The sequence below is a fragment of the Pseudomonas sp. Z2-11 genome (assembly GCF_054161305.1).
This window is the reverse complement of record NZ_CP096395.1, coordinates 3,411,205-3,435,669: the sequence shown is the minus strand read 5'-3', so window position 1 is coordinate 3,435,669 and position 24,465 is coordinate 3,411,205. Positions and strand designations below refer to the sequence as shown.

Here is a 24,465-nt window from a genome sequence, read left to right as displayed (position 1 = left end):
GTGCGTTTTTTTTGCGATTTGCTCGATTGGGGAGCGGTGTCAGCCTAGGTAAAGGCCCCCGGCTAACCCACAGATCGATAGCCATCGCTATTCACCAGTGAAGTCAAAAATTAGCATGAATCTTGCTAGATGTTAGGTTCATACACGCTCCGTGAGTAGAGGGTACCCCTCAATGGACACTAGACAGCTTCTCTTGGCAACCAGGCTTGCTGAGACCCTTCATTTCGGCAAGGCAGCCGAAATCGAGAACATTGCTCAATCTGGCCTGAGCGCTCAAATTGCCAAACTTGAAAGCGAGCTAGGCTTCAAATTGTTTGAACGCACCAGTCATCGTGTTTCTTTGACGGAGGCAGGCCAGCGATTCGTAGAGCAAGCTCGAACGCTTTTGGGAAACATGAACAATACGATCCTGGAATGCCGTGCCCTTGCTGAAAACAGCCGGGGTGTATTGAAGTTAGGCTTCTTTGGCGATGCAGCGGGCGAACTTACTCACCTTATTTTTACGTTATTCCAGCAGAGTAATCCTGACATTCGGCTAGTGTTTACTGAGCTGTCCATGACAAACCAAGTGCAGGCGCTGATCTCGGGCAAAGTGGATGCCGCCCTCGTTAGGCTACCAATCAGCGACCCGCGTCTTGAACTCGATGTGATGTTTGACGAGCCGCGAGTGGCTGCCGTACCGGCCAGCCACGAAATGGCGCAGGCCTCGATCCTTACAATATCAGATCTGATTGAGCAACCGTTTGCAGTAGCGGGAGAGGGAGCCCCGACTGAATGGGCCGCTTACTGGAGTTTGGGCTCAGAGCGGCAGGAGGCTAGCCGGATTGGCGCGTATGTCCAATCGATTCCAGAGAGTTTGGCTGCGGTCGCCTATGGTGGCGCGTTTGATACCTTCCCACTTACCGCCACACGCTTGTTCAGTCACCCGGGCGTGCGGTATGTGCCATTGGCTGACGCGCCAAGGAGCTCGTTGGCTTTGGCGACACTTGCTGGTAACAGGTCGCCAGCTGTTAGATCGCTGCGACGCTGTGTGACAGAAACCCTTGAAAACTCTCTTTCATGTATTCCTGAGGCTCGTCGCTTCGAAGTTGCTTAGCTGCTCGCGCCCCCCAGGAGTGTGTTGTTCTGGCCCTCCAGTCAATCAACTGGAGGGGATTCTCAGAAGGGGTAATGGCGTGGTTTCCGCTGGACAGACACCCATTGAGTGGTGGTGAACTCATCGATTGCCCAGTCGCCATTGAATCTTCCGAGGCCTGAGTTCTTTTCCCCACCAAATGGGACGTTAGGGGCATCTGCCACAGGCATGTCGTTCACATGGGCCATGCCAGAATGGATTTGCCTCGCGAAATGGACGCCGCGGTCAATGTCACCTGAGAAGACCGCAGCGGAAAGCCCAAAACGAGTAGCGTTAGCCAGTTCTAATGCGTGATCGGCATCCCTCGCGCGCATTATTCCTGCAATAGGCCCGAAAATTTCTTCGTAGGCCAGCTCCATATCGGATGTCACCTCAGTGAAAACGTGCGGCGCAAATACCAGTCCTGCAGATTCGCCAGCGTAAGCCAATGTTGCGCCTTCTGACTTCGCTTGTTCGATCTTGCGTACCAATCCGTCAAACTGTTTCCGGTTGATGACGGGCCCAACCGAGGTTGCCGAATTTCTAGGATCACCGATTACCAAATGGCTCACGCGCTGGATAAACAGGGAAACGAATGAGTCGTAAATCGGCTCCTCTACAATAATCCTATTGATGGCCATGCAAATTTGACCCTGATGCAGAAATTTGCCAACAACAGCCGCATGAACTGCTTGCTGGAGATCCGCATCAGCGAGCACCACAAAGGGGTTGTTACCGCCTAGTTCCAACGCGACATGTTTCAAGTAGTCGCCGCTGCCTGCCAGGCGGGCTATATTCTGGCCAATCGGCGTGGACCCAGTGAAGGATATAAAGCTCGGTATTGGATGTAGCACGAAGTCGTCTCCAATCTCCGAGCCTGCCCCTACCACTACACTGAGCACACCCTCTGGCAACCCGGCCTCTTCAAAGATGCGTGCAAGCAGCAAGCCTCCGGTTACTGGAGTATCGCTGGCAGGTTTCACAACTACGGCGTTACCGAGTGCCAATGCCGGGGCGAGCGATCGCTGGGTGAGATGGAATGGAAAGTTCCATGGGCTAATCACGCCAACTACGCCGAGCGGGCGTCGATATACTCGGCTTTCCTTGTTCGGCACATCGGACTCCACGATGCGACCATGAACCCGGCTTGGAAAGGAAGCAGCTTCCAAAGTGATAGCTTTCGCTGACGCCCATTCAATCTCGGCTTTTATGCGCGTACTTCCTGATTCCGAAATGATCCAGTCGACCAACTCGTCGTGGCGCTTATCAAAAATCTGAGCTGCTCTTAGCAGCACTCCGGCTCGCGCGGACGGTCCCATGGCCGCCCAAGCAGGCTGGGCTGTTTTAGCTCTTGCATAAGCTTCGTTCAAGTCTTCCTTGTTGGCCAAAGGAATTTCGAGCAGAGTCTGCTGGGTGAAAGGATCGCTAACAGGCATAGATCGTCCTGTCCGACCTTCCCGCCAAACTCCTCCTATCAGCTGCAGATTGAGGTCGCTATAAGGTTGATGATTGTTCACGTTATTCTCCGAATTTATTGGCGACGTGGAATTAATTTTGCGTCGCAGCCTTCACGAGATGACTCTGCGTGTAAGGAGTCATCTGTAACTGTTGTTCAATTTAAATAGTTGGAAGGTTGCCGTTCTACGAAACTACTGGTGTGACAGGAAATTTCTCTTTGGCCCTAAGTCCGTTAATAACTCCTGCCAATGCCGCTATCACAACGAGCCAAGGCAGCAGAGTTGCGATACCTTCCTTAGCGCCAGTCAGCTCGTCAAAATTCGCCACGGCGAGAAAAACAGCAGTTGCCAATCCGCATCCACCTAGCGTTGGGGCGATTATCCCTTGCCACCTGCTGCACTTTTGAGTCTTGAGAGTGAACCCGACGACTGCGGCAGCACCTAGGGTTTGTAGGGCGAGAACGGCGAGGGTGCCAAGCCCAACCATCCACAGATAGAGATGCTGGATTGGGTCGGCATTGGTGACCATGAAGAATCCCACTGCAACAAGGGTTGTGATTGAAAGCACAACGCTAGCGACGTGCGGACTTGCGTGTTTGGGATGTACTCGGCTGAGCTGTCGAGGTACGAAATGGCTGCGAGCTAGTGCGAAAAGGTAGCGACTGAGAGCGTTGTGGAAGGAGAGCAAGACCGCAAACACGCTCGTGACTACCAGAATTTTCATGACTTCTGTGGAAAGGGGGCCTACGTACTGTGTGTTGGCATTAAACACAAAATTGATCATGTCAGCGCCGGCAACACTTTGGACGTCACTATTTGCATAAGCCAGGCCGAGGCACCAAGTTGTAAGCGTGTAAAAGATACCGATAATGGCAATGGCTACATATGTAGCAAGGGGAACGGTGCGACTTGGGTTCTTAGCTTCTTCTCCGTAAATGGTTGTGGACTCGAACCCTACAAAGCAACAAAACGCGAACATCAATGCCACCCCGAAACCAGGAGTGAATATCTGAGAGGGCATGAAGCCATTCCAAGTGAAGCTCTCTGCATTCGTTTGGGCTATGACCGCGACGTCAAAGACAAGCAAGATCAGGATCTCGAAGATCATCAGCACGCCTAACACCTTGGCTGACACCTTAACGTCCATGTAGCCGAAGATTCCTACCAGTCCGATGATAAGGAGAGCTACGACGCGCCAGTCCACCTGCAATCCCGCAATCGACATAGCAAGGTCTGCCCCAAAGGCAGCGAATTGTCCATAAATGCCAGTCAACATGGCGATATACGCAAGCAGCGCAATTCCACCAGCTGCGTTGCCAGTTGCTCGCCCTAATCCGTGAGTCACTAGCTCGGCGAAGCCACCTGCACTGATCACATGGCGACTCATCGCTGCAAATCCAATTGCAAACAGCAGCAATACGAGCGAGGCGATCAGATAGATACCGGGAGCGCCTGTACCTCCCATGGCGAAAACCACAGGGCCAGCACCAAGCGTAGCGCCGAGCGGCGCCGCAGCTGCAATTACAAAAAAGACGATGTCGGAGACACCTAAAGACTTGGGCTTGAGCCCAGGCTGTGTTGGCTCACTTTGCATACAGGCCTCCCCTGAAGACGGGATTTGAATTGTTATTGGTAACCCCGATTTTTCTCCCAGCGGTTCTGGCTGGCAATCCTCAAACGCTGATCGTTCGATCATAGCCGGTGATTGAACCGATCTTTGCGAGTAGGCACAGCTCATGAGATACGTATGCGTAATCTGCGCGTGCGCGCGACTTAATCTTAATTGGCGATCATTCGATCAGCAAAACGCCATTGCCAAGAAGACCGCTACGCCCAAAAAATCAGCCTGCCTGAAAGTGAATTTATGGCTGACGGTGTCGAAAAAAGCATCGAGGCGTAGTGTGGGAATATTTGATTGTGAATGTTGCAGTAATTCTCTAGCGTAAAATCCAATAATAAATATAAGATAATGGGTTCATTATGTCGTTTAAATATGAAGCTAAGAAATGTGGATATACTTCGGTCGCTTTAGCTGTAGGTGTATTGGCTCTTCCGCTAGAGTCCCGGGCTTACGAACTCTACAATCAGGGCGGCCAGGTACTTAATGCTAAGGTCGAGGCCGTATTCGCCGCGATGCACAGTGAAGAAAATTACGCCACGACTGGGACGCGGGATTCTGACTCTTCGAACTGGCAAGAAGGCTTTGTCAAGTATGGGCTGAATGGAAGCAGCGAACTTGAGGGCAAAGCAAGTGTGTATGGCGCTTTTAGCCTTCTGAGTTCAGGGACGTGGGGTGACGGCGATGCAGCAGGCTTCACGGAAGGCACTGAGCGGCGGACCGCGGTTGAAGATGCCTATCTTGGTTGGCGTTCAGGGAGCCTTTTTCCTAGCCTTGGCGAAAATGGTATTGAGATTTCCACCGGTCGCCAGGAAGTGATTGTTGGGGACGGATTCTTAATTAAAGGTGATGCACTTAGCCTCGGCGATGTCGATCTCGGTGATAACTATGATCGGGGCGGCGCTTATTATTTAGCTGCTCGTAAGGCGTTTGATAAGACAGCTGTGCTTCGTGTGGGTGGGGAAAAGGGGTGGAGGGGCGACCTCATGTGGCTGGGCTCAAATAATCGAGCCCAAGCAGAAACCAAGTTAGCTGTGGCTACTTTAGAGCGTGTGGCCGATGAGGGAGCTTTGGGCCTCACGTACATCAAAGGTCTCGACGTCAATGAGCGTTTTGCAACCCCGTTCCAATCAGAGCGTGACGGTATGCAAACCGTCAGTCTACGGGGAGCAGGCTCTCTAGGAGTCCAGAATTTAAATCTTGCGGTCGAATATGCCACTCAATCCCGAGACAGTGGTCGAGAGAACGCCTGGTATCTTGAGGGCAGCTGGACTTTTGCAGCTATCCCATGGTCGCCCATAGCCACTTATCGTTATAGTCGCTTCTCTGAATCATTCGACCCATTGTTCTATGGCAATAACCGTGGGTATGGCACATGGTTTCAGGGTGAAGTGGCCTCTAATTATGCAGGCCCTTTCAACAGTAATACGCGCGTCCATCACGTCGGTTTGAAGGTCACTCCACGTGAAAACCTTACGTTAGGAGCGCTTTACTTCGATTTTGATCCGGTTGATCGTAGCCTAGCGAACCTCGGCGGAAGGGAGTTCGACATATATGCCGAGGTAGCGGTAACTGATCATGTTTTCGTCAGTCCGGTGTTGGGCTTGTATAAGCCGGAGAAACCTGCCAGCCAAGGAGGTTCGCAGTTAGGTGGTGATGACCTCAATACTTACGTACAGCTCATCGTAGGAACTTCCTTCTAGATCCCTTCGCCCATAAGCGCATGTATGGGTTAGTAGTTTTGCTTTATGTCGGTTGCGGCATAAAGCATTCGATTTAGCTGAAAATTACAAAGAATCGCCATGGTGGCATTCACCCTTTAGGACGAAAACGATGAGAACAAAAGTTGCAATTATCGGCGCTGGCCCTTCTGGTCTATTGCTTGGTCAACTGCTCCTAAAAGCTGGTATTGATAATGTCATCATCGAACGGCAGAGCCCTGATTATGTACTGGGGCGTATCCGTGCCGGCGTGCTTGAGCAAGGGACTGTAGATTTGCTGCGACAGGCGGGTGTTGCTGAGCGAATGGATCGCGAAGGTCTTGTTCACGACGGATTTGACTTGGCGTTCGATGGGCGTTGTGAGCATATAGACTTGAAAGGTTTGACCAACGGTAAAACGGTAATGGTTTACGGTCAAACCGAGGTTACTCGCGATCTAATGGAGGCTAGAAGCTCCAGCGGAGGTATTACCTACTACAGCGCCACGAGCGTGCAACCGCAAGATATAAAATCACCGGCGCCCTACATTACCTTTGATCATGATGGATCGACTGTTCGCTTGGACTGTGACTACATCGCAGGCTGTGATGGGTTTCATGGGGTTTCGCGCAAGACAATCCCGGATGGGGTTCTCAAGGAGTTTGAGCGTGTCTACCCATTCGGTTGGTTGGGGGTGTTAGCGGATACACCTCCTGTGAGTGAGGAACTCATCTATGCCAGCCATGATCGCGGTTTCGCTTTATGCAGCATGCGGTCGCCTACGCGGACCCGCTATTACATTCAAGTATCTACCGATGAAAAAGTCGAAGCTTGGTCTGACGATCGTTTTTGGCAGGAATTGAAAAAACGGCTCCCTACAGAAACAGCTGACCGGCTCATAACTGGCCCGTCCATTGAAAAGAGTATTGCTCCACTTCGGAGTTTCGTTGTCGAGCCTATGCAGTACGGAAGCCTTTTTCTACTGGGTGATGCGGCGCATATTGTGCCTCCAACCGGTGCAAAAGGCCTTAACCTTGCGGCTAGCGATGTGAGCACACTCAGCCGCATTCTTGTTAAGGTTTACCAAGAGGGGCGTACGGATCTTCTCGAACGCTATTCTGAAGTTTGTCTGCGCCGAATCTGGAAGGCGGTGCGCTTCTCGTGGTGGATGACTTCAATATTGCATCGTTTCCCTGGTAATGATGATTTTGGGCAGCGAATAAAGCAGGCCGAGCTCGACTACTTTGTCCGTTCTCAGGCTGGACGGCGGACGATTGCAGAAAATTACGTGGGGCTTCCTTACGAGCCTATTGAGTAGGTAACGCAGGCCTTGAGGGTTTTCAAGTCACTCAGGGCCTATCCATGTAGCTTGCTAATGTGCTTGACTGAATAAAGTTTAGGAAGATTTAGAGCGTTGAGGACTTCATGATTCGTTGGGAGCAAACTCTTGTTCTCTTGGCCATGAGGTCTTTTCGTATTGCTCACTGAAAAATAATGGAAGCGATCAGCACGGATCGACTTTGCATCTCTTGATGTGGTCTCCGTACTAATTTCGAGGATATGCGATGATCTTGCTCAGGGATTCAATTAAGTTTCGCATGCTTGTAATGGTGGGTGCGTGTCTCGGCTTGATAGTGCTTTTATTAGTCTCTATATCTATATACAGAACCAGTAAAAATACAGATTTGGCCAGTGCTGAGGCTCAGGAACTTCTCAAAGGTTCTGCTAACAAATTGCTCCTGGCCGAAGGCGCGCTGCAAAGTAGCTTAGTGCAAAAATACTTTCAAGCAGGCTACCAGAGTGGGGTTGATCTAGCAGGAAGTGCCGTTCAATTTCGAAGAATGGTACTTGGCGGTGATTTAGAGGCTGTAACAGCTAGGCGGGAGCTCACAAAGTTGGTGGCAGATAATCTCGCTCTACATTCTGATTTGCTGAGCCTCTATATCGTGTTTGAGCCTAATTCTCTTGATGGGCGCGATAATGATTTTATCGGTCGTAAAGAGCTAGGTAGTAATGAGGCTGGTCGCTTTTCTATTTACGCTGCGCAGCAGGATGGACGTCTTGTATTGCAACCAACGCCTGAGGCTCTGATAGCTGATACAACGATTATGCTTGATGGTACCCATTTTAATAAATGGTACACCTGTCCGAAGTCCACTGGTAAACCTTGTTTGCTTTCGCCTTATTTTGATGAGTCATCTGGCAGGAAGACACTAATCACGACCTTATCCTTTCCTCTCATAGAAAATGGAAGGGTACTGGGAGTGGTCGGCATGGATGTTAGTTTGGAGTCTGTGCAACAATTAGTAGAGGGAAGTAGCAAAAAACTGTTTGATGGTGAAGGACAGGTCAGCATTTTCAGCCCTAGCGGTCTCTTAGCGGGTCATAGCGGAGATGCAAAAAAACTAGGTTTGCAATTAGTTGAAGCAGGTGTTGGTGACGCGCTTAAGCTAGAGCGTTCAATTAAAAGTGGTCTGACGTCTCTCGGGGTCATAAACAACAGTCAAAGGGTCACTGTTGCCGTACAACCAATTCCAGGCTCCTCTTATTGGGGCATCGTTCTAGATATTCCTAGCGATGTGGTGATGCAGCCAGCCAATGCTCTTAAAGTAAAATTGGATGAGCGTAATTTTATTGATACTGCATGGTCGTCAGTATCTGGATTAGCGGCTTTGGTATTTGGGCTGATTATGGTTCGTTTAATCGCTCGCAGGATAATAGTTCCGATTCACCACATTTCTGAAATGCTTAGGGAAGTCGCGGGTGTTGGGGGTGATCTTACGAAGCGATTGCAGTATCCCCGCAACGATGAGTTGGGAGTGCTGGTGATGTGGTTTAACGCTTTTCTCGATAAGTTACAACCTATGATGTCTGAGCTTAAGCGGTTAGTCTTAGAAGCGCACAGTAATGCTGATCGATCTGCAATCATCTCTAGTAAGATCAACATGGAAATGCAGCAACAATACCGAGAAATCGACCAAGCGGCGATAGCCTCAAATGAGATGAGCTCCTCAGCTCAGGAAGTGGCATGTAGCGCAACTAGGGCGGCTGACGCTACGGGAGTAGCTAGTATTGCCGCTCAGGATGGCTTGCGAGTTATTAGGTCTACTTCCGAGACGATCGAAAGTTTGGCTAAGGATCTTTCTTTGGCGATGTCCAAGATCGAAGGGCTAACCGGCAGTAGCGAGCGCATCGGCAATGTCCTTGAGGTGATTCAGGCAGTTGCTGAGCAAACCAATCTTCTCGCGCTCAATGCTGCAATCGAGGCTGCAAGGGCGGGGGAGGCGGGGCGGGGTTTTGCAGTAGTGGCTGACGAAGTTCGCAATCTTGCCAGCAACACCAGTGATTCCATTGAGGAAATTCGTGACGTTATTCAGCAACTGCAGAGAAATACCCTTGAGACTGTTAGCGCAATGAAAAAAGGTTCAGCTCAGGCCAGTGTCGCTGTTAGGGACGTCTGTCTAGCTTCAGGGGCGTTTAACCGAATCAAAGAGTCTGTGGGAATCATTAGCGAAATGAATTTCCAAATCGCCGCTGCGGTCGAGGAGCAGAGCAGGGTCGCGGGGGAGGTTAGCCAAAACGTGGTAACAATTCGGGATGTCACCGAATCGCTCTCAGCGCAGGCGCAAGAGTCTCAGGAAATCAGCAGATCTATTAATTCGTTAGCCATCAAGCAGCAGGTGCTCGCCAACCAGTTTGTGACCTAGGGGTAGCTGTTTTCCCTGGTTTGTGATGGAAAGACGCATTGAGTCTTCCGTCCATGAGAGCCTGGCTTAGTAAAGCCGGGCTCCCTTGGCGTACCTGATACCCTATTCGTCTTGCTTGTGTTGTCCCCAAACGCACTGGAATTGGGAGCTGTCCTGGAGTGGGGCAATTGGCGCTTCCTCAACCGAAAAATAAGCGTTTAAGCCCCCAGATATTCGTCTACCGATATGACGTTTGCATAGCCGAATTCAAATGCGGCCATCATGGTTGCATGCGCTTGGGCGGCAGGAACAGTCACGCCGTGGAATGTCAGATCCAAGGTGGCGCAGGCATCATGCAGTACGGTCACGGGATATCCCATGTCTGCTGCAGCGCGTACTACGGCGTCAATGCACATGTGGCTCATAGCACCTATGACTACGATTTCCTTCACATCAGCGGCTTCCAGTTGCTGTCTCAGATCAGTTTCCCTAAAGGCGTTAATGTGTCTTTTTACGATTACAGGCTCGTTACCTTGCGGGGCTACGTCTGGTTGAATCTCCGCACCAGTCGATCCTTTTGCAAAGATCGGAGCGTCTTTAGCAGACTCATGCCGTATGTGAAAAACAGGAAAACCGGTACCGCGCGCGTGGCTGATTACCCGGATAGCATTCTCTACAGCAGCGTCAATGCCGGTCAAAGGCAAATTGCCGGTGGGTAGATATTCGTTTTGTAGGTCAACTACTACAAGACCTCGTTTCATGAACGTTCTCCCGTTGAGTATCCAATGATTTGGAGGTTAAGCTGGGATCGGGAGTAAAGAACTATTACCCCGCTCTTGGTAGGTTTAAATCAGAATTCCAGCGAAGCGCCGTCTTCTGGAATGTCGACGCGACTTTCGATACCTTGCTTCTTAACGTAAATGCGCAGCGCTTCACGTGTTAGCGAGGTGTGGTTAATAGCATTCATATGCACGGCGACTATCTTCGCATTTTTTGCTGCTTGGGATGCGTGTAGGACGTCATCCTCACCCATGATGATTGCGCCATCGAACCCATTCACTTTCGCCTTCCCGGTATTAAGTACTATAACTTCGGGCTGATATTTTTGAATGGTCTGATCTACTTCTTTTCGCCAGATGGTGTCGCCGGCAAGGTAAAGAGTTTTGTAGCCTGGGGCTTGAAACACAACGCCCATTGCCTCGCCCAGAAGTTTCGCGAGGGGCGGCACGGCATACATCTCATCGGTGCCGTGCTGACCGCCTGCCTTAGTGATTTTGACTCCGCCAAACTCAGCTTCGCCAGTCAGTACGTGCACATTTTTAAAGCCTTGGGAACGAACCAATTTCGCATCGTCCTCATCTTGAGTGAATAGAGGGATTTCCTTAGGCAGCGCTTTCTGCGCGGCATCGTCCCAATGGTCAAGATGCGTGTGTGTGAGGATGACAGCATCCACACCGGCGATTACTTCGGCAGGTGATTCGGTGAGATCGACCATTGGGTTGCGGAGATCGCTTCGGTACGTATTTTCAAATCCAGGATAGGTTCCCTTTTTCGCGAGCATCGGATCGATCAGGAACGTTGTGTCGCGGTAGGTAATTTTCACTGTTGCGTTACGAATTTGCTGAAAATCCACTTTTTGGGTCGTGATCGGTGCGGGCGATACATCTGTATTGGCGAATGCCCATGGGCTGGCAATAGCGCAAGCGAAGCTGAGTGCAAGAGGCAGTTTTCTGAAAATCATTGGATTTGATCCTATTAGTCTGTATAGAACTGCATTCTTGCCGACTGCGTCGCATCACAATAGTGGCCTGAAGGACATATTTCGATATAATCGGGCCAGTCGATCGGCGCGACTGTGAGACAGCACGAGAGAAGCATTCAATCATCGAAAGCGCTCTTGTTTAAGCGGTCGACTGTCATGCGAGGCTATTGATGCGATCCATACGTGTTGCTGTTTTGGCTTTTGAAGGTGTCAGCCTGTTCCATCTTTCTGTGCCTGGAATGGTGCTAGGCACTGCTCAATCCGCACCTGGTGAACCTCAGTATGAGGTCAATTATTGCGCAGAAAAGGTAGGGATGGTCGCTAGCGACCAATGCCTCGACTTAACGGTCGCTCATGGTCTTGAACTGATGGAGGAATCTGATGTAATCGTCATTCCGGCATGGGGCGATCAATTAGTAGGTGCATCTGTACAGTTAGTGAAAGCGCTCCAACTGGCCAATGCTCAAGGTAAGCTTATAGTTGGGTTATGTTTAGGCTCATTCGTCCTCGGAGATGCTGGATTACTGGATGGCAAGGAAGCAACCACTCACTGGGCCGCCCGAGAAGAGTTTGCGCGACGTTTCCCAGAAGTTCGCTTCAGGCCTGATGTGCTCTACGTCAGCGATGGCAACATCGTGACTTCTGCGGGAACTGCGGCGGCAATTGACTGTTGCCTTCATCTGATTCGCCAGCGCCTCGGTGCTGATGTCGCGAATCGCACCGCGAAGATGCTGGTGACGCCGCCGCACAGACAGGGAGGCCAAGCTCAGTACGTTGAACACCCGGTGCCGCACCTCTCCAGCGAGACTCATCTGTCTGAAGTAATGGCGTGGGCTCGAGCGAACCTCTCTAACGATCTGTCGCTCGACGTATTGGCCGACATGGCGAAGATGAGTAGGCGCACATTTACTCGGCGATTCAGAGAGACGACTGGCAGTACCGTCTCAAAGTGGTTGAATGCTCAACGGGTTGCCAGAGCACAGGAGCTTTTGGAGACCACTGACCTGCCTATCGAATGTATTGCGGGTGAAGCAGGATTTGGAACGCCGTTATCGTTTAGGCAGCAATTTAGCGTTCACCTCGGCACATCGCCTTCTGAGTATCGGCGTACGTTTTCTGCGAAATGAATTTAGGGCTAAGCCGCATTGCAGGGAGCCTGTAGCCGAGCCTTTGACTCAGTCTTCGGCGGTGGTGTAATGCTGCTCCGGCGCTTAGGCTGTCGTTTTCCTGACAACAGAGAGCAAGGCTTGTAGTGGATGTAAAACGGTTACTCCGTCCTGTCGTTTCACTTGGCTACGGCAAGAATATCCATCGGCCAATAACCGGCCAGAAGCATTGAATTTTGTCACGAGCGGCGCCCAAGACTGCTTGTAGATCACTTCTGAAGTGCCGACGTTCTTTGCCTCATGTCCATAGGTACCAGACATGCCGCAGCACCCGCTTGGTTGAATCTGTAAACTCAGTCCCATGCGCCCATAGATCTGCTGCCAAAGACCGATACTGCTCGGCTCATTAGTTTTTTCAGTGCAGTGTGGGAGGAAGTAATAGGGCGCAGCATCTTTGGCACTCGGAATTTGTTGAACCGTTCTGGACAGCCACTCTTGAGGCAGTAGAACTGTGGGGGCTTTGCTGCTGCCCAATGTCTTCGCATACTCCTGGCGATACACCAGAGTCATCGCGGGATCGAGCCCTACGAGCGCTATTTCGTAGCCCTGAAGCTGACTCAGAGCGTTACTGTTGAAATGGGCAGCTTTTTCAAAAGTGCTGATGAAACCTTGCACCTGAAGCGGTTTGCCATTGGGCGCAAACGGGGCGAGGTAGATCTGATAGCCAAGCCTTGCGATCAGTTCGATCCAGTCCGAGAGCACGGGGGTTTCGAAGTAGCGGGTAAAGGCATCCTGGACGATGATTACGCTGCGAGCGCGCTGCTGTTTACCCAATGTCGACAGGAGTTCAGGCGTTGCGATCTGAACGTTCCAACGACGGCATACAGCGTCGAAGTCCGTGATGCTGAGCAATGGACTATCGACCATCCCGGCGATATGCTCCAGAACGAAGCGTACCGGGCGGGAGCCCATGACAAAGTTATACAGGCGCGGGAAGCGAGCGATGTAGGGAATCGTGTATTCCAGCGAGCCGATCAAGTAATCCTTTAAAGGGCGCAGATAACGACTGTGATACAGCTCTAGGAAACGCGAGCGGAACTCAGGCACGTTTACTTTGACCGGGCATTGTCCAGCGCAGGATTTACACGCAAGGCACCCAGCCATTGCTTCATAAACTTCGTGGGAAAAGTCTTGCTGCCCCATTTTCTGTGCGACCGTGTTGACTGCTCGTTTTGCGAGGTTGGCGACGTTGCTGATTGACCGAATGTGATCACTTGTCGCCAACACATCTATGTCTTGCTGACCCTGCAGTCTCAACCATTCGCGAATAAGGGAAGCACGTCCTTTGGGTGAATGAATGCGGTCACGGGTGCCTTTCCATGAGGGGCACATGGCGTCGTCTGGATCAAAGTTGTAGCAGGCGCCATTCCCGTTGCAGTGGACAGCGGTGTCGTAGCTTCGCCATACGCGTTCGTCGATTGTGCGGTCTAAGTCGCCTCGTAACTCAACGCCATCTACCTGAGTAAGCCGAGCTTCAGGTACCGTTCTGGGGGTTGCGATTTTTCCAGGATTAAGTTGGTTGTACGGATCGAAAACCGCCTTTAAATCTTGTAACGCAGGGTAAAGGTCACCGAAGTAATCTGGGACATATTGGGATCTCAATCCCTTCCCATGTTCGCCCCACAATAAGCCGCCATGCTTTTGAGTCAAGGCAGCGACGGCGTCGGAAATGGGGCGGATCAATGCAGCCTGGACCGGGTCTTTCATGTCCAGAATCGGGCGCACATGCAGTACGCCGGCATCAACATGACCAAACATTCCGTATTGCAATTCATAGCCGTCCAGCAGCGCCCGAAACTCTTGGATGAAGTCAGCGAGGTTCTCTGGAGGCACAGCGGTGTCTTCTACAAAAGGCTGCGGCCTAGCTTCACCCGTGACGTTGCCCAGCAGTCCAACCGCCCGTTTACGCATCGCATAGACACGCTTGACTGCATCGGCGCCTATTGCGAGTGTGTGGCCCAAGCGCACCACAGACGTGTCGCTCTGCAGATGCAAGACGAAGTCATGAACGCTTTGCTGGACAGCAGCTTCATCGTCGCCGCTGAACTCGATGAGGTTGATGCCCGAGGTAGGTTTGTCCGGGTCTGCAGGAAAGTATTCGGCAACGCCATGCCAGACGATGTCCTTCATCGCCAGCATCAGGACTTTGGAGTCGACGGTCTCAATCGACAAAGGTTTGAGCAGCATTAATGCCTTCGCATCGCGCAACGCATTCATGAAGCTGGCATAACGTACGTTAACCAGGATGGAATACTTAGGGATCGGCAAGACGTTGAGTTTGGCCTCAATAATGAAACCCAGGGAGCCTTCGGAGCCGCACAGCACACTGTTAAGATTGAACAGATCACCCTGTTCGCGAAGGTGCGCAAGGTCATAGCCCGTGAGGCAGCGATTGAGTTTAGGAAAGGTATGCTCAATCAGATCTGCCTGATTATCCGCGATGTCGACCGCACACCGGTAAACCTCACCGATCCGATCCGGGCGCGCAGTTTCTTGCTCCAGAGCACCTTGCTCTAGTACCCCGCTGCGGAGTAACTCACCTCCAAGTAATACCGTGGAAAGCTCTAGAACGTGGTCGCGGGTTTTGCCATAGGTACAGCTGCCCTGGCCGCTGGCATCGGTGTTAATCATGCCGCCAATCGTTGCTCGGTTGGACGTGGACAATTCCGGCGCGAAGAAAAGTCCATAAGGTTTAAGCGCAGCATTCAGTTGATCTTTCACCACACCACTTTGAACGCGCACCCACCGCTCTTCAGCGTGAATTTCAAGAACGGTGTTCATATGGCGTGACAGGTCGACGACGATACCATCAGTCAACGACTGACCATTGGTGCCGGTGCCGCCACCTCGTGGTGTCAGCACTACCGACCTATGCTTAGGATCGGCGGCCAGAGTCGCCAGGATCGCTACGTCCTGAGCGTCAACGGGGAATACGGCTGCTTGAGGCATTTGCTGATAAATAGAGTTATCCGTCGCAAGCGCCATCCGCTGCCCGTAGCTGTGAATAATGTCCCCTCGGAAGCCTGTTTCAGCGAGCTGCTTCAGAAAGTCGTTGTAGCTCACGCTTTGATTTTTGGGCGGTAGCAACCGTGCGATCATGATTGAACTCCAACCGCTTTGCGGCTTTTTTGGCACTAATTAACTTTGGGCCGCCGAAAAGACGGCGATGCCCCTAGGGATGTTTGAGAGATTAGGTATCGAAATCGTATAGCTTCACCGCATTATCCCGAAGGATGAAGCGCCGATCACATTTTCCGGTGCCAGATCGAGGACTTGGGCACCGATGGGTTATTCGGATTTTATCGTCGGGTGAGATGACTTCTCTACTTCAACCTGTCGGCTCTGAATTTCACGAGCGCTGAAGCAATTTCTCCAAAAGGAATTCAGTGCTCAAACGTTATTCACGGGTGGCTAAATAATACCCCTGTAAGCTCCGGCGGCTCTTAGCGAATGCTCGCGCGGACCTTTTCTCTGAAGGTGTTTTCGATCCCATCCTGGATCTTGAGCTTGTCTGCGAGCGTTGGAACGAGGTGGCGGCTGATGACGACAATCCCGTCTTTGTCGCCCAAAATTGCGTCGCCCGGGTTGCAAACAACATTGCCACAGGCAACCGGAGCACCGACCTGGCCCGGGCCGTACTTTGATGGGCCAGCAGGACTCACGGCGCGCGCATAAGTCGGAAGCCCCATAGCAGTCAGCTCCTCCACATCTCGAACCGCGCCATCTATGACCACCGCTGCGACCTTGCGAGCCAGACACACTTCACCCAGCAAATCACCAAAGACCGCACGGTTGGTTTCACCGTTGCCGTTGATCACTAGAACGTCACCTGGTTTGGCATCGTCTAACGCCCGGTGGATGGCCAGGTTGTCACCTTCCCAAGTGAGGATAGGCAGTACCGTTCCGTAGAACGAAGCTTTACCTGCAACGTGGTGGATAGCGGACGCCATCATTCCGAGGCGCTGTAATACGTCACCGATTAGTGCAACCGGGTAATGGGATATCTCTTCAACTTCTTTAAGGGAAGCGCGTTCCCAATCTGCGCTCACGGTAATGCTTTCATCAGATACATTGATAAACATGGTGACCTCGGCGTGAATCTGTTCGGAGTGCTATAAGTTGAACGTCTTGAATACAGGATTGTTGACTGGATGTTGGGGAGCTTCGCCGCGCAAGACAGCGGCAATAGCCTCAACTGCGCTCATGCCAACGCGCAACAATGACTCATTTGTTTGCCCTGCGACGTGAGGCGTCACAAGTAGGTTTGGAAGATCGGCAATGGGGAATTGGTTGCAACTGAACGGGGTGATCATGTCGATGTTTTCAGCAGCCAAAACATCAATTCCCGCGCCACCCAGCTTGCCGCTGCGCAGGGCGTCAGCAACTGCAGCTTCATCGATCACGCCACCGCGGCTGGTGTTAATCAGGATGGCACCGGTCTTCATCTTTTCGATTTCCGCCCCACCAATGAGACTCTCAGTGTTTGTTTGCAGAGGAACATGGAGGCTCACCACGTCTGCCTGAGTTAACAAGGTATCGAGATCGACCATGCGTTTATCGAAGCTCGAATCATAAGCAGGGTCAGTCGCCAGAACCTTCATACCAAAGGCTTCAGCAACTGGCGCAACGTGCCGACCAATGTCGCCAAATCCAATCAAACCTAAGGTGCGACCCTCGAGTTCTATGCCCGTGAGAGACAGCCGATCTGCCGCCCAAATATTATTTCGGGTCTGATCAGTCGCTAGCTGAAGCTTGCGGCTGATACCCAGTAGTAAAGCGAACACATGCTCGACAACACTTCTTCTGTTTGCGCCTGGTGTGTTGGTTACCCAGACACCCAACTCGGCTGCTGCTTTGTAGTCAACGTTGTCGTATCCCGCTCCGTGCCGAGCGACGATCCGCAGTTTAGGGGAGGCGGCGATCATCTCCGCAGAGATGTGGCCACCGCGCAAAAATACGGCACCTACTCGTTGTTGGATATCTGCATAAGACACCGCATCTGGGCCATAGCCGAGTCGAACTTCACCTACCGTAGAAAGGGCTTTCAATACATCTGGATGGATAGGGCTTGTCACATAGATCAAAGACATGATTATCACCTTATGAGAATTGGTGGGTATTGGCGTCATCGCCAGCCGCCGGTGCATTTTTTCGAACGGTCGAGATAACGATCAGTCCCAAGAGACCTGATGCGCACAGAATGAATGCGGGCGTGGACTGGTTGCCGGTGGCTCCGATCAACCATGTGGCCAGGAATGGGCCTGAGCCTCCGCCGATAACCGCGCCTACGCTGTGGCCAAATGCGACACCGGTGTGGCGGATATGCATCGGGAAGAATTCCGGCATTACCGAGTAGGTGCCCGCCTGGCAGAGGGCGTAAGGGATCATGCCGAGGGCAAGTCCGACCATAGCCAAGCTTACTGAGCCTTGCTGCATCAGCATGAAGGACGGTATCGATAACAAGGCATAGGCCACGTATGCATAGCGCAATATCGATTTTCCGCCGCGATACGAGCCGAGCTGACCAGCGAGGGGAATTAAAAACGCAGCAAGGATCACAGCAACCAACACGATGGTGGACGCTTGGCTTTTGGAGTATCCGAGAATTGAACTGAAGTACGCTGCAATGAATACAGTTCCGATATAGGTGCCGATGTTTTGCACCATCGAGATCATGATCACCTTGGTCAAAGGCTTGCGATAGTCGCGGATCAGCTCAGCGAAAGGCTGGCCTTTCTTGACTTCAGCATCGTTCTTCTTAGAGGCAAACTCAGGGCTGTCCTCAATGGACAGTCTCATGTAAAGACCGATAATCCCGAGCGGCAGAGCTAGAAGGAATGGGATACGCCAGCCCCAAGCTAGCATTTCAGGATCTGTGAGATAGGCCGCTGCCAAACCGGCAATCGCTGCCGCCAAGCCTTTACCGAACTGTGCAATGGAAGGAAGAAAAGAGATGTACAAGGCGCGGCGTTTAGGTGGTGCCCATTCGCGAATGTAACTCGCCGCTCCACCGATCTCGCCACCGGCAGAGAACCCCTGAAGCATGCGCAACGCAACCAAAAGGATAGGGGCCCATACACCGATTTGCGCGTAGCCTGGTAGTAGACCAATGAGCGTAGCCGCGGCACCCATCAGGGTGATGCTAGCGATCAGACTGAAGCGTCTGCCTACTTTGTCACCTAGCCAGCCGAAAGCGATAGCCCCAAGTGGTCTCACCAAAAACGCGGACCCGAATACAAGGAAAGTGTTAAGCAGGCCGGTTGTCACATTGTCCGAGGGAAAGAAAACCGCTGCGAGGGTCGCGGCTACATATCCGTAGACGCTGAAATCGTAATACTCGACAAATGTACCAAATACAGCAGCCCGCGTTGCTTTCTTGGCCTTTCTTGTCTGTTCCGTCTCTTCGACGGTCTGCACGACGGGCTCGGCCATAACGTTATTGTTGTTCATGGGCACCTCGGGTTATGGGACATAGGCCTCATTCAAAAAATGGGACATCGTCCTGTTATTGTTTGTCTAGCTTCTAGAACGCTGGGCCTGTTGTCAACAGCGAGGATGTGATTTGCCGTTGGGCAGCGTTAGACCCCAGAATGGGGGTCCGAACCCTTGATATGACTCGTGATGTCTCAATCAAATCGCTCTATTCCAACGTCATTGGCTGTTGCCCCGGCGTCCAGCCATACCAGGTTGATTCAGATTGTCGATGCACTCGTGAGGCGAACTGGCGGGGAGCCGTGGGGCGTGCGAGAGCTTGCGGCAGAGCTTTCAGAGAGCCGGAGCACCGTTAATCGGATTCTGGTCTCGTTGGTTGAGATCGGCCTAGCGAGTGAGTTAGGAGTTGGTAAGTACAGCGTAGGGCCCAGAATCGACGTCCTGACGAAAGCGCTCAGCGATTCAAGTGTGCTTCTTGGCCGGAACGGTGAATTGCTCAGTGAGCTCGCTGATGCCTCAAAGTGCACAGCTCTTGTCTCTGTCTACTGCCCGCAAAGTAGGGGCTATTTTATAGCTGCATGTAGCGAAGCTAATGCAACACTTACCTTCAGGCCTCAGCTAGGCGTGGTGTACCCACTTACGTTTGGAGATATTGGTAGACAGTTTGCTAAATATCTAGAGACCAATGCTTCACGTTTAAGCCCGCGAGATGAGAAGGGTGATGTAGATTACATCTTTCGGACGAATGATGCCCTAGGGCAGTTATCGGAGCCTGAGTTCCCCAGCGCTTTGTCCATCCGCGTAGGAAGTGCAACGAACGGACTTATCGTATCAGTCTCTCTCCACTCCGCTGGAAATGCATACTCAAAAATGCAACAGCAGTTGGATGCAGATGTGCTACGAGTCATTGGACAGATAATGTCTGACATTGAGTCGAAGAGCCTTCAAAATCTTCAGGCCCATCCCTGCATCTCTACGAAAGATAGTAAGTCTACAGTTAACCGTCTTGAGAGGCTTCTCCTGCTTTCCTGCGCCTTTCCTGACGGCATAATTACGTCATCTCACTTAAATGATCATCTTCTTTGCAATGCGGCCACGGCCAAGCGACTCATACAGTCTGGTGTTGAGGCTGAACTGGTCAGCTTGTTTGGGGGTACTTTATTCCCTGGCCCAAGGCTTTACCAATGGGCGGCAAAGATGAACTCCGCCCATCGTAATCTTGCTGATATTACCAAGAAAATATTGTCTTCATTAGTCCAAGAGACCGGTGAAACAATTGCGCTTCTTTCATTCGATGATGTGACTGGAAAAGCCGAGTTTCTTGACGTCATACAGGGATGGAGACCAATCCAATACAAGCTTCAAATCAACGTGAATGTCCCTCTCTATGCCGGTGCTGCCGGGAAGGCTGTATTGGCTCACTGCGATCCACACTTAGTTGACTCTCTTGATCTTGTAAAAATCACGGATGCTACCATTACCTGCCGCAAGGCACTTAAGGAGGATCTGTTAACTATTAAAAAACGTGGTTGGGCAACTGGTGAAGGTGAGCGTGTGCTAGGGGCTTTTGGCTTAGCAGTGCCTTTTTTTGTCGATGGTAAAATTCGAGGTTCTATTTCCGCAACTATTCCTCAATACCGCAAAGATGAGCGCGACTTGCCGACGCTCATTAACCTAATGCGTGAATCAACAGGTAGGATTGAGCGTTTGTTGTCTTTAGGCCTCAAAGCTCAGTAATAACCTACGAGCTGCTTGCTTGTGAAAGAATTCTGGGCGCTTCATTTTCTTGTTTCCTCATTAGACTTGAAGCGTGCGCGATACTCACCAGGTGTTACAGCATAGTTTTTCATAAAACAGCGTATCAAGGTTGCTTCATTACCTAGGCCACACTTGTGTGCAATCGTTTTGAGTGGCGTACGTGACGTGACCAGCATATGACGAGCAGCTTCCAATCGAATTTGCTCTACCATTTTGCTAGGCGTACAGCCATTGGCCTCACGATACTTCCGAGCAAATGTTCGCTCACTCATATTCATGAAATTGGCTAGCGAAAATACCGATAAATCGCCACTAAGATTGGTGTAAAGCCATGCGTGTAGGTCTGAAAATTGACTGCTATTGGATTGTAGAGTCAATGATGAACTGAATTGGTTCTGATCTCCAGGGCGCTTCAGAAAAACAACCAAATGTCGTGCAACTTCTAGTGCCGCAGCATGCCCCAAGTCTGCTTCGACTATTGCAAGAGCTAGATCGATGCCTGACGTAACGCCAGCCGAAGTCCATAGATCTCCATCGTTAATAAATATAGGCCCGCGCCTTACTTTTGCGAGAGGGAAGTCAAGTTCCAACTTGTCATAGGCAGACCAGTGAGTCGTCACGTTTCGCCCGTCTAGTTTTCCGGCAGTCGCTAGCGCAAATATGCCCGTGCATACGGAAACTAGACGCTTAGCTTTTTCAGAATGTCTTACAAATTGTGTAAAAAATTTTGGATGGTCACAAAATTTAAGAATCCCAGGCCCGCCTGGCACGATCAGCGTGTGCGCTGCCGGTGTTTCAGCTTCCAAAATAGCGGCGTTTAGCGAGAAGTTGGAGAAAATCTCCGTCGTGCGACTCAACGATAGAATGGATAAAGAGTAAGGCGGATTATCGGGATGCGCGAAATGGTTCGCCGCGATAAACACGTCTAGAGGGCCAGCTAAGTCGAGCAGGCTGACTTCAGGGTAGGTAATGATCTGAACAGATTTGCTAGGCATTTTGGATTAAACCCTTCTTAGAGAGCACTTCGTGGACTGGGGGGATCTTGGCAGGAATCATCAACGTTTTGTCATTTTTCTAACCGATTTCCGTCTATTGTTAGGCTTATCTAAAGCTATGCAGGTATGCAGGATAGCCAGATGTCACATGTGAGGTTTTTAGTGGCACTTACTATCCTTATGTCTGGTTAACAGTTTGCCCAGCTTCATTAACTTATGTCAGCGTGGAGGTTCATTTTATGTCGGGTCTTATGAAGAGCGCTATGGGATTCGAAGTGAACATGGATGATGATTTTGAGCACAGGATTTCTACTATTCTTGAGTTGTTGATAAGCAATTCGTCGGGTGTCGTCAAATGCGAGTTAAAAAATATTTCCGAACCAAATCGTTGGATAATCGAGTGTTTATGGCACGATCAACAGGCAATGCATGCCCATTTTTTGTCATGTCAACTGCAGAATTTGATAGGTCTGTTAGCTTCTCGATCCCGTAAAATTGTGTTTGAATGCGGGAGTGTATGAGTCTGATGCTCTAGATTTTCTGGAGGCGCTTAGTTAGTCTACTTGTCATTTCAGATGATCAAGTATAACAAGTTCGGCACCTCAGGTTTTTGAAATGCTGAGCCAAATAGGCCTCAGCAATCTCCCACATCAGAATTCCACAGTCACTCCGGTATAAAATGCGCGACCATCACCAGGCGAATGCAGTGATGCCTGCGCACCGTCCGGGTCGTACCAGACGTATTCATAATATCGGTTGGTTAGGTTTTTCAGCTGTAGGTCGACGCTCACTGACTGCGTCACTTTGTAGGTTGCACCGAGGTTCATCAACACGTAACCGCCATAAGTACCTTTCTTGTTTTCCCGCTCCAGGTAATAATTAGTCTGGCCGTTCATCCACGCGGTCAGCTGAAGTGCGGGGGTCGCGTCATAGCTGATGCCGGCGTTATAAAGGTGGTGCGGGATGTGGTCGATTTCCTCACCTTTGCTGTTAGGCAACGTGGCACTCGGCTGGAGTATTTTTGAATACTGCCAGGAGTAAGCCATCCAGATATTGGTGCGTTCATTCGGATACAGGTTCATCTGCAAGTCGTAACCCCAGCGCCGTGTTTCTCCGACATTATCGGATTCGCCGCTCGGGTCGTTCAGCCGGCGACTGACTTCCCCCGAGGCCTCTTGCTGCCAATAGGCGACGCGTCCATCCACCCAGTCAGCCGGCGTGAACTTGATGCCTGTTTCCCAGCCCTCGTTGATCGAAGGGGCTAGGTCAGTATCTCTGGGTGGAATCTTGTAAGCCGCCGCCCCGGTGCCCACTTGAAAGGTACGTCCCCAGTTCGCATAGAAGCTGGCAACGTCCCACGGAGAATAGACAACGCTGATCTTCGGCTGCTTGATCAGCCCGTAGTCGTTAATATCGTAATCTTTGCCGGTCATTTCATTAGTGAAGTCGCCCTGGATCTTATCGACCCGGTAGGCCGGTACGATCTTCAGTGATTCGAAGGGTTTGATTTCGGCCTGGATATAAGCGCCGTAGGTGTCGAAGTCGAACTGCTGGTCGCGGGTGGTAGCTAGACGCATACGGCCTCTAGTGCGATAGCGCTCACTTTTGTTTTGCTGCTGTTGTACGTCTGCACCACCTTCCAAGGCGAAGTCGTAAAGCCAGCTGACTTCCGGTCGCCAGGTCAGGGAGGTGAGGGCGCCATATTGCGTCTCGTAGGCGTCGCGTTCCTGCTGAGCGCTTGTACTCCAGTATTGTGTCCAGCGCCTGTCATCGAAGGTGTTGACGTAGGTCTTCGCTGACCAAGCGAGGGTATCAGCCAAGTCTGTATCGAAATGCAGACTGGCCTGGGTCATACGACGAGTACCCTTGTCAGTAGCGTTGAATCTGTTGGTCATTTCCGCATGATGACGTGCATCTTCTTCACTTAGATAACCTGGCTCCTCAGCCTCTGTTTCGTAGTGACGAGCAATAAGGCCGATACGGTAGCTGTCATCGTCCGGCGTGTAGAACCATTTGCCCGACATCGAGAACTTGTCTGCTCCGGCATGATCTCGGTAGCCATCGAACTTTTGATAGGCGAAGAAGTAGTTCTGAGTCCAGTTGCTGCCCTCAATGCCTTTGGCGAGTTGTGCTTCTTGGGTATTGAAGCTGCCGTAACGCAGCCGCGCCTTGTTGTAGTCGCCACCCGTGCGGGTCAGCATATTAACGTTGCCGGCAATGTTGTTCAGGCCATAGCGTGCATCACTGGTGCCACGCACCACCTCAATGCTGTCCAGCTCCATGGGGAAAATCATGTCCATGTACGGCATGTTGCCGTCATTGCTGTTACTGGGGATGCCGTCGATCAGCAATTTGACCGCGTTCACTTCGCCTTCGCCGTTGAAACCTCGAAAGGAGATTTTGCCGGAGGTGGTGCCTTGATTGAACTCGGTCAGCATCACACCCGGTGCGCGGCTGAACAGTTCCCAGCTGTAATTTACTGGCATTTTTTCGAGGATGTCTCCTCCGAGAATATCCACCGAGCTGAGAACACTGCTGGTACTCAAAGGGCCGCTTGCCGAGCCCTGAATGCTGACCGCACCCAGGGTCAGGGTTGAATTTTCGATTCTGCTGGCTTCAGCTAATGCCAATGACAGCGGGCTCAACGCGAGCACGCTTATTGAAAACAAGGGCCATAAGGGAAGGGACACAGAAATTCGCTTTGCGTGGCGCAAAGTAGTTGAGGCAGACATAGCACGCACTTCCTGATGATCAAGAAACTTCAAGGGCGTTCAGCG

General features: G+C 51.3%; 16 protein-coding genes and 2 pseudogenes. 8 read left to right on the top strand and 10 right to left on the bottom strand.

Annotation, left to right across the window (positions count from 1 at the left end; all coding sequences use genetic code 11):
• Positions 1 to 172: 172 nt before the first annotated feature.
• Positions 173 to 1,096: a LysR family transcriptional regulator gene (locus tag M1E16_RS15105; RefSeq protein ID WP_025214394.1), complete on the top strand. Its 924-nt coding sequence runs from the start codon at positions 173 to 175 to the stop codon at positions 1,094 to 1,096.
• A 62-nt stretch (positions 1,097 to 1,158) separates the two neighbouring features.
• Here M1E16_RS15105 and M1E16_RS15100 read toward each other — a convergent pair whose 3' ends face one another.
• Together M1E16_RS15100 and M1E16_RS15095 are read right to left on the bottom strand one after the other, a co-directional pair.
• Positions 1,159 to 2,631 (bottom strand): aldehyde dehydrogenase family protein, encoded by a 1,473-nt coding sequence (locus M1E16_RS15100; protein ID WP_458127723.1) that lies wholly within the window; start codon positions 2,629 to 2,631, stop codon positions 1,159 to 1,161.
• Between the two features lie 124 nt (positions 2,632 to 2,755).
• The gene (locus M1E16_RS15095) at positions 2,756 to 4,165 is read right to left on the bottom strand and encodes an APC family permease (protein ID WP_458127722.1); all 1,410 of its coding nucleotides are present in this window, start codon (positions 4,163 to 4,165) and stop codon (positions 2,756 to 2,758) included.
• 386 nt (positions 4,166 to 4,551) lie between these two features.
• Between M1E16_RS15095 and M1E16_RS15090 the strand changes: the two genes are divergently transcribed.
• From M1E16_RS15090 to M1E16_RS15075, 4 genes and pseudogenes are all read left to right on the top strand, one after another.
• Complete coding sequence (locus tag M1E16_RS15090; RefSeq protein ID WP_458127721.1) at positions 4,552 to 5,892, top strand: hypothetical protein; 1,341 nt, start codon at positions 4,552 to 4,554, stop codon at positions 5,890 to 5,892.
• Between the two features lie 130 nt (positions 5,893 to 6,022).
• Positions 6,023 to 7,207 (top strand): 4-hydroxybenzoate 3-monooxygenase, encoded by a 1,185-nt coding sequence (gene pobA, locus M1E16_RS15085; RefSeq protein WP_458127720.1) that lies wholly within the window; start codon positions 6,023 to 6,025, stop codon positions 7,205 to 7,207.
• A gap of 247 nt (positions 7,208 to 7,454) precedes the next feature.
• Positions 7,455 to 8,690: pseudogene (locus M1E16_RS15080) on the top strand (cache domain-containing protein); the annotation flags it as partial.
• Between the two features lie 27 nt (positions 8,691 to 8,717).
• Positions 8,718 to 9,596 (top strand): methyl-accepting chemotaxis protein, encoded by an 879-nt coding sequence (locus M1E16_RS15075; protein WP_458130335.1) that lies wholly within the window; start codon positions 8,718 to 8,720, stop codon positions 9,594 to 9,596.
• 197 nt (positions 9,597 to 9,793) lie between these two features.
• Here M1E16_RS15075 and M1E16_RS15070 read toward each other — a convergent pair whose 3' ends face one another.
• Together M1E16_RS15070 and M1E16_RS15065 are read right to left on the bottom strand one after the other, a co-directional pair.
• Positions 9,794 to 10,336 carry a cysteine hydrolase family protein gene (locus M1E16_RS15070; RefSeq protein ID WP_065878042.1) on the bottom strand — a complete coding sequence of 181 codons (543 nt, stop codon included), beginning with the start codon at positions 10,334 to 10,336 and terminating at the stop codon, positions 9,794 to 9,796.
• 89 nt (positions 10,337 to 10,425) lie between these two features.
• Positions 10,426 to 11,316, bottom strand: a complete 891-nt coding sequence (locus tag M1E16_RS15065; RefSeq protein WP_458127719.1) for an MBL fold metallo-hydrolase — start codon at positions 11,314 to 11,316, stop codon at positions 10,426 to 10,428.
• A gap of 191 nt (positions 11,317 to 11,507) precedes the next feature.
• Here M1E16_RS15065 and M1E16_RS15060 point away from each other — a divergent pair, with 191 nt between their 5' ends.
• Positions 11,508 to 12,464 carry a GlxA family transcriptional regulator gene (locus M1E16_RS15060; protein WP_458127718.1) on the top strand — a complete coding sequence of 319 codons (957 nt, stop codon included), beginning with the start codon at positions 11,508 to 11,510 and terminating at the stop codon, positions 12,462 to 12,464.
• An 84-nt stretch (positions 12,465 to 12,548) separates the two neighbouring features.
• On the opposite strand, the gene ydiJ is transcribed toward M1E16_RS15060, so the two are convergent.
• The 4 genes from ydiJ to M1E16_RS15040 all read right to left on the bottom strand — a co-directional run bounded on the left by ydiJ (position 12,549) and on the right by M1E16_RS15040 (position 18,953).
• Positions 12,549 to 15,602, bottom strand: coding sequence for a D-2-hydroxyglutarate dehydrogenase YdiJ (gene ydiJ, locus M1E16_RS15055; protein ID WP_458127717.1), 3,054 nt, complete (start codon positions 15,600 to 15,602; stop codon positions 12,549 to 12,551).
• 344 nt (positions 15,603 to 15,946) lie between these two features.
• Positions 15,947 to 16,585: an RraA family protein gene (locus tag M1E16_RS15050; RefSeq protein WP_217856269.1), complete on the bottom strand. Its 639-nt coding sequence runs from the start codon at positions 16,583 to 16,585 to the stop codon at positions 15,947 to 15,949.
• Positions 16,586 to 16,615: 30 nt separating this feature from the next.
• Entirely contained in the window at positions 16,616 to 17,593 is a 978-nt protein-coding gene (locus M1E16_RS15045; protein WP_458127716.1) for a hydroxyacid dehydrogenase, read from the bottom strand.
• A 10-nt stretch (positions 17,594 to 17,603) separates the two neighbouring features.
• Positions 17,604 to 18,953, bottom strand: coding sequence for an MFS transporter (locus M1E16_RS15040; protein WP_458127715.1), 1,350 nt, complete (start codon positions 18,951 to 18,953; stop codon positions 17,604 to 17,606).
• Between the two features lie 171 nt (positions 18,954 to 19,124).
• Here M1E16_RS15040 and M1E16_RS15035 point away from each other — a divergent pair.
• Both M1E16_RS15035 and M1E16_RS15030 read left to right on the top strand, forming a co-directional pair.
• Positions 19,125 to 19,271, top strand: a pseudogene (locus M1E16_RS15035) (hypothetical protein); the annotation flags it as partial.
• Positions 19,272 to 19,805: 534 nt separating this feature from the next.
• Positions 19,806 to 20,672: an IclR family transcriptional regulator gene (locus M1E16_RS15030; protein ID WP_458130334.1), complete on the top strand. Its 867-nt coding sequence runs from the start codon at positions 19,806 to 19,808 to the stop codon at positions 20,670 to 20,672.
• A 41-nt stretch (positions 20,673 to 20,713) separates the two neighbouring features.
• On the opposite strand, the gene M1E16_RS15025 is transcribed toward M1E16_RS15030, so the two are convergent.
• Both M1E16_RS15025 and M1E16_RS15020 read right to left on the bottom strand, forming a co-directional pair.
• The gene (locus M1E16_RS15025) at positions 20,714 to 21,688 is read right to left on the bottom strand and encodes a GlxA family transcriptional regulator (RefSeq protein ID WP_458127714.1); all 975 of its coding nucleotides are present in this window, start codon (positions 21,686 to 21,688) and stop codon (positions 20,714 to 20,716) included.
• Positions 21,689 to 22,338: 650 nt separating this feature from the next.
• Positions 22,339 to 24,420 carry a TonB-dependent receptor gene (locus M1E16_RS15020; RefSeq protein WP_458127713.1) on the bottom strand — a complete coding sequence of 694 codons (2,082 nt, stop codon included), beginning with the start codon at positions 24,418 to 24,420 and terminating at the stop codon, positions 22,339 to 22,341.
• Positions 24,421 to 24,465 lie beyond the last annotated feature (45 nt).

Coding starts and splice junctions, on each gene's coding strand:
- M1E16_RS15045 (WP_458127716.1), bottom strand. CDS start 17,593: ATGTCTTTGATCTATGTGACAAGCCCTATCCATCCAGATGTATTGAAA.
- M1E16_RS15040 (WP_458127715.1), bottom strand. CDS start 18,953: ATGAACAACAATAACGTTATGGCCGAGCCCGTCGTGCAGACCGTCGAA.
- M1E16_RS15065 (WP_458127719.1), bottom strand. CDS start 11,316: ATGATTTTCAGAAAACTGCCTCTTGCACTCAGCTTCGCTTGCGCTATT.
- M1E16_RS15025 (WP_458127714.1), bottom strand. CDS start 21,688: ATGCCTAGCAAATCTGTTCAGATCATTACCTACCCTGAAGTCAGCCTG.
- M1E16_RS15050 (WP_217856269.1), bottom strand. CDS start 16,585: ATGTTTATCAATGTATCTGATGAAAGCATTACCGTGAGCGCAGATTGG.
- M1E16_RS15060 (WP_458127718.1), top strand. CDS start 11,508: ATGCGATCCATACGTGTTGCTGTTTTGGCTTTTGAAGGTGTCAGCCTG.
- ydiJ (WP_458127717.1), bottom strand. CDS start 15,602: ATGATCGCACGGTTGCTACCGCCCAAAAATCAAAGCGTGAGCTACAAC.
- M1E16_RS15075 (WP_458130335.1), top strand. CDS start 8,718: ATGTGGTTTAACGCTTTTCTCGATAAGTTACAACCTATGATGTCTGAG.
- M1E16_RS15105 (WP_025214394.1), top strand. CDS start 173: ATGGACACTAGACAGCTTCTCTTGGCAACCAGGCTTGCTGAGACCCTT.
- M1E16_RS15095 (WP_458127722.1), bottom strand. CDS start 4,165: ATGCAAAGTGAGCCAACACAGCCTGGGCTCAAGCCCAAGTCTTTAGGT.
- pobA (WP_458127720.1), top strand. CDS start 6,023: ATGAGAACAAAAGTTGCAATTATCGGCGCTGGCCCTTCTGGTCTATTG.
- M1E16_RS15030 (WP_458130334.1), top strand. CDS start 19,806: ATGCAACAGCAGTTGGATGCAGATGTGCTACGAGTCATTGGACAGATA.
- M1E16_RS15070 (WP_065878042.1), bottom strand. CDS start 10,336: ATGAAACGAGGTCTTGTAGTAGTTGACCTACAAAACGAATATCTACCC.
- M1E16_RS15020 (WP_458127713.1), bottom strand. CDS start 24,420: ATGTCTGCCTCAACTACTTTGCGCCACGCAAAGCGAATTTCTGTGTCC.
- M1E16_RS15090 (WP_458127721.1), top strand. CDS start 4,552: ATGTCGTTTAAATATGAAGCTAAGAAATGTGGATATACTTCGGTCGCT.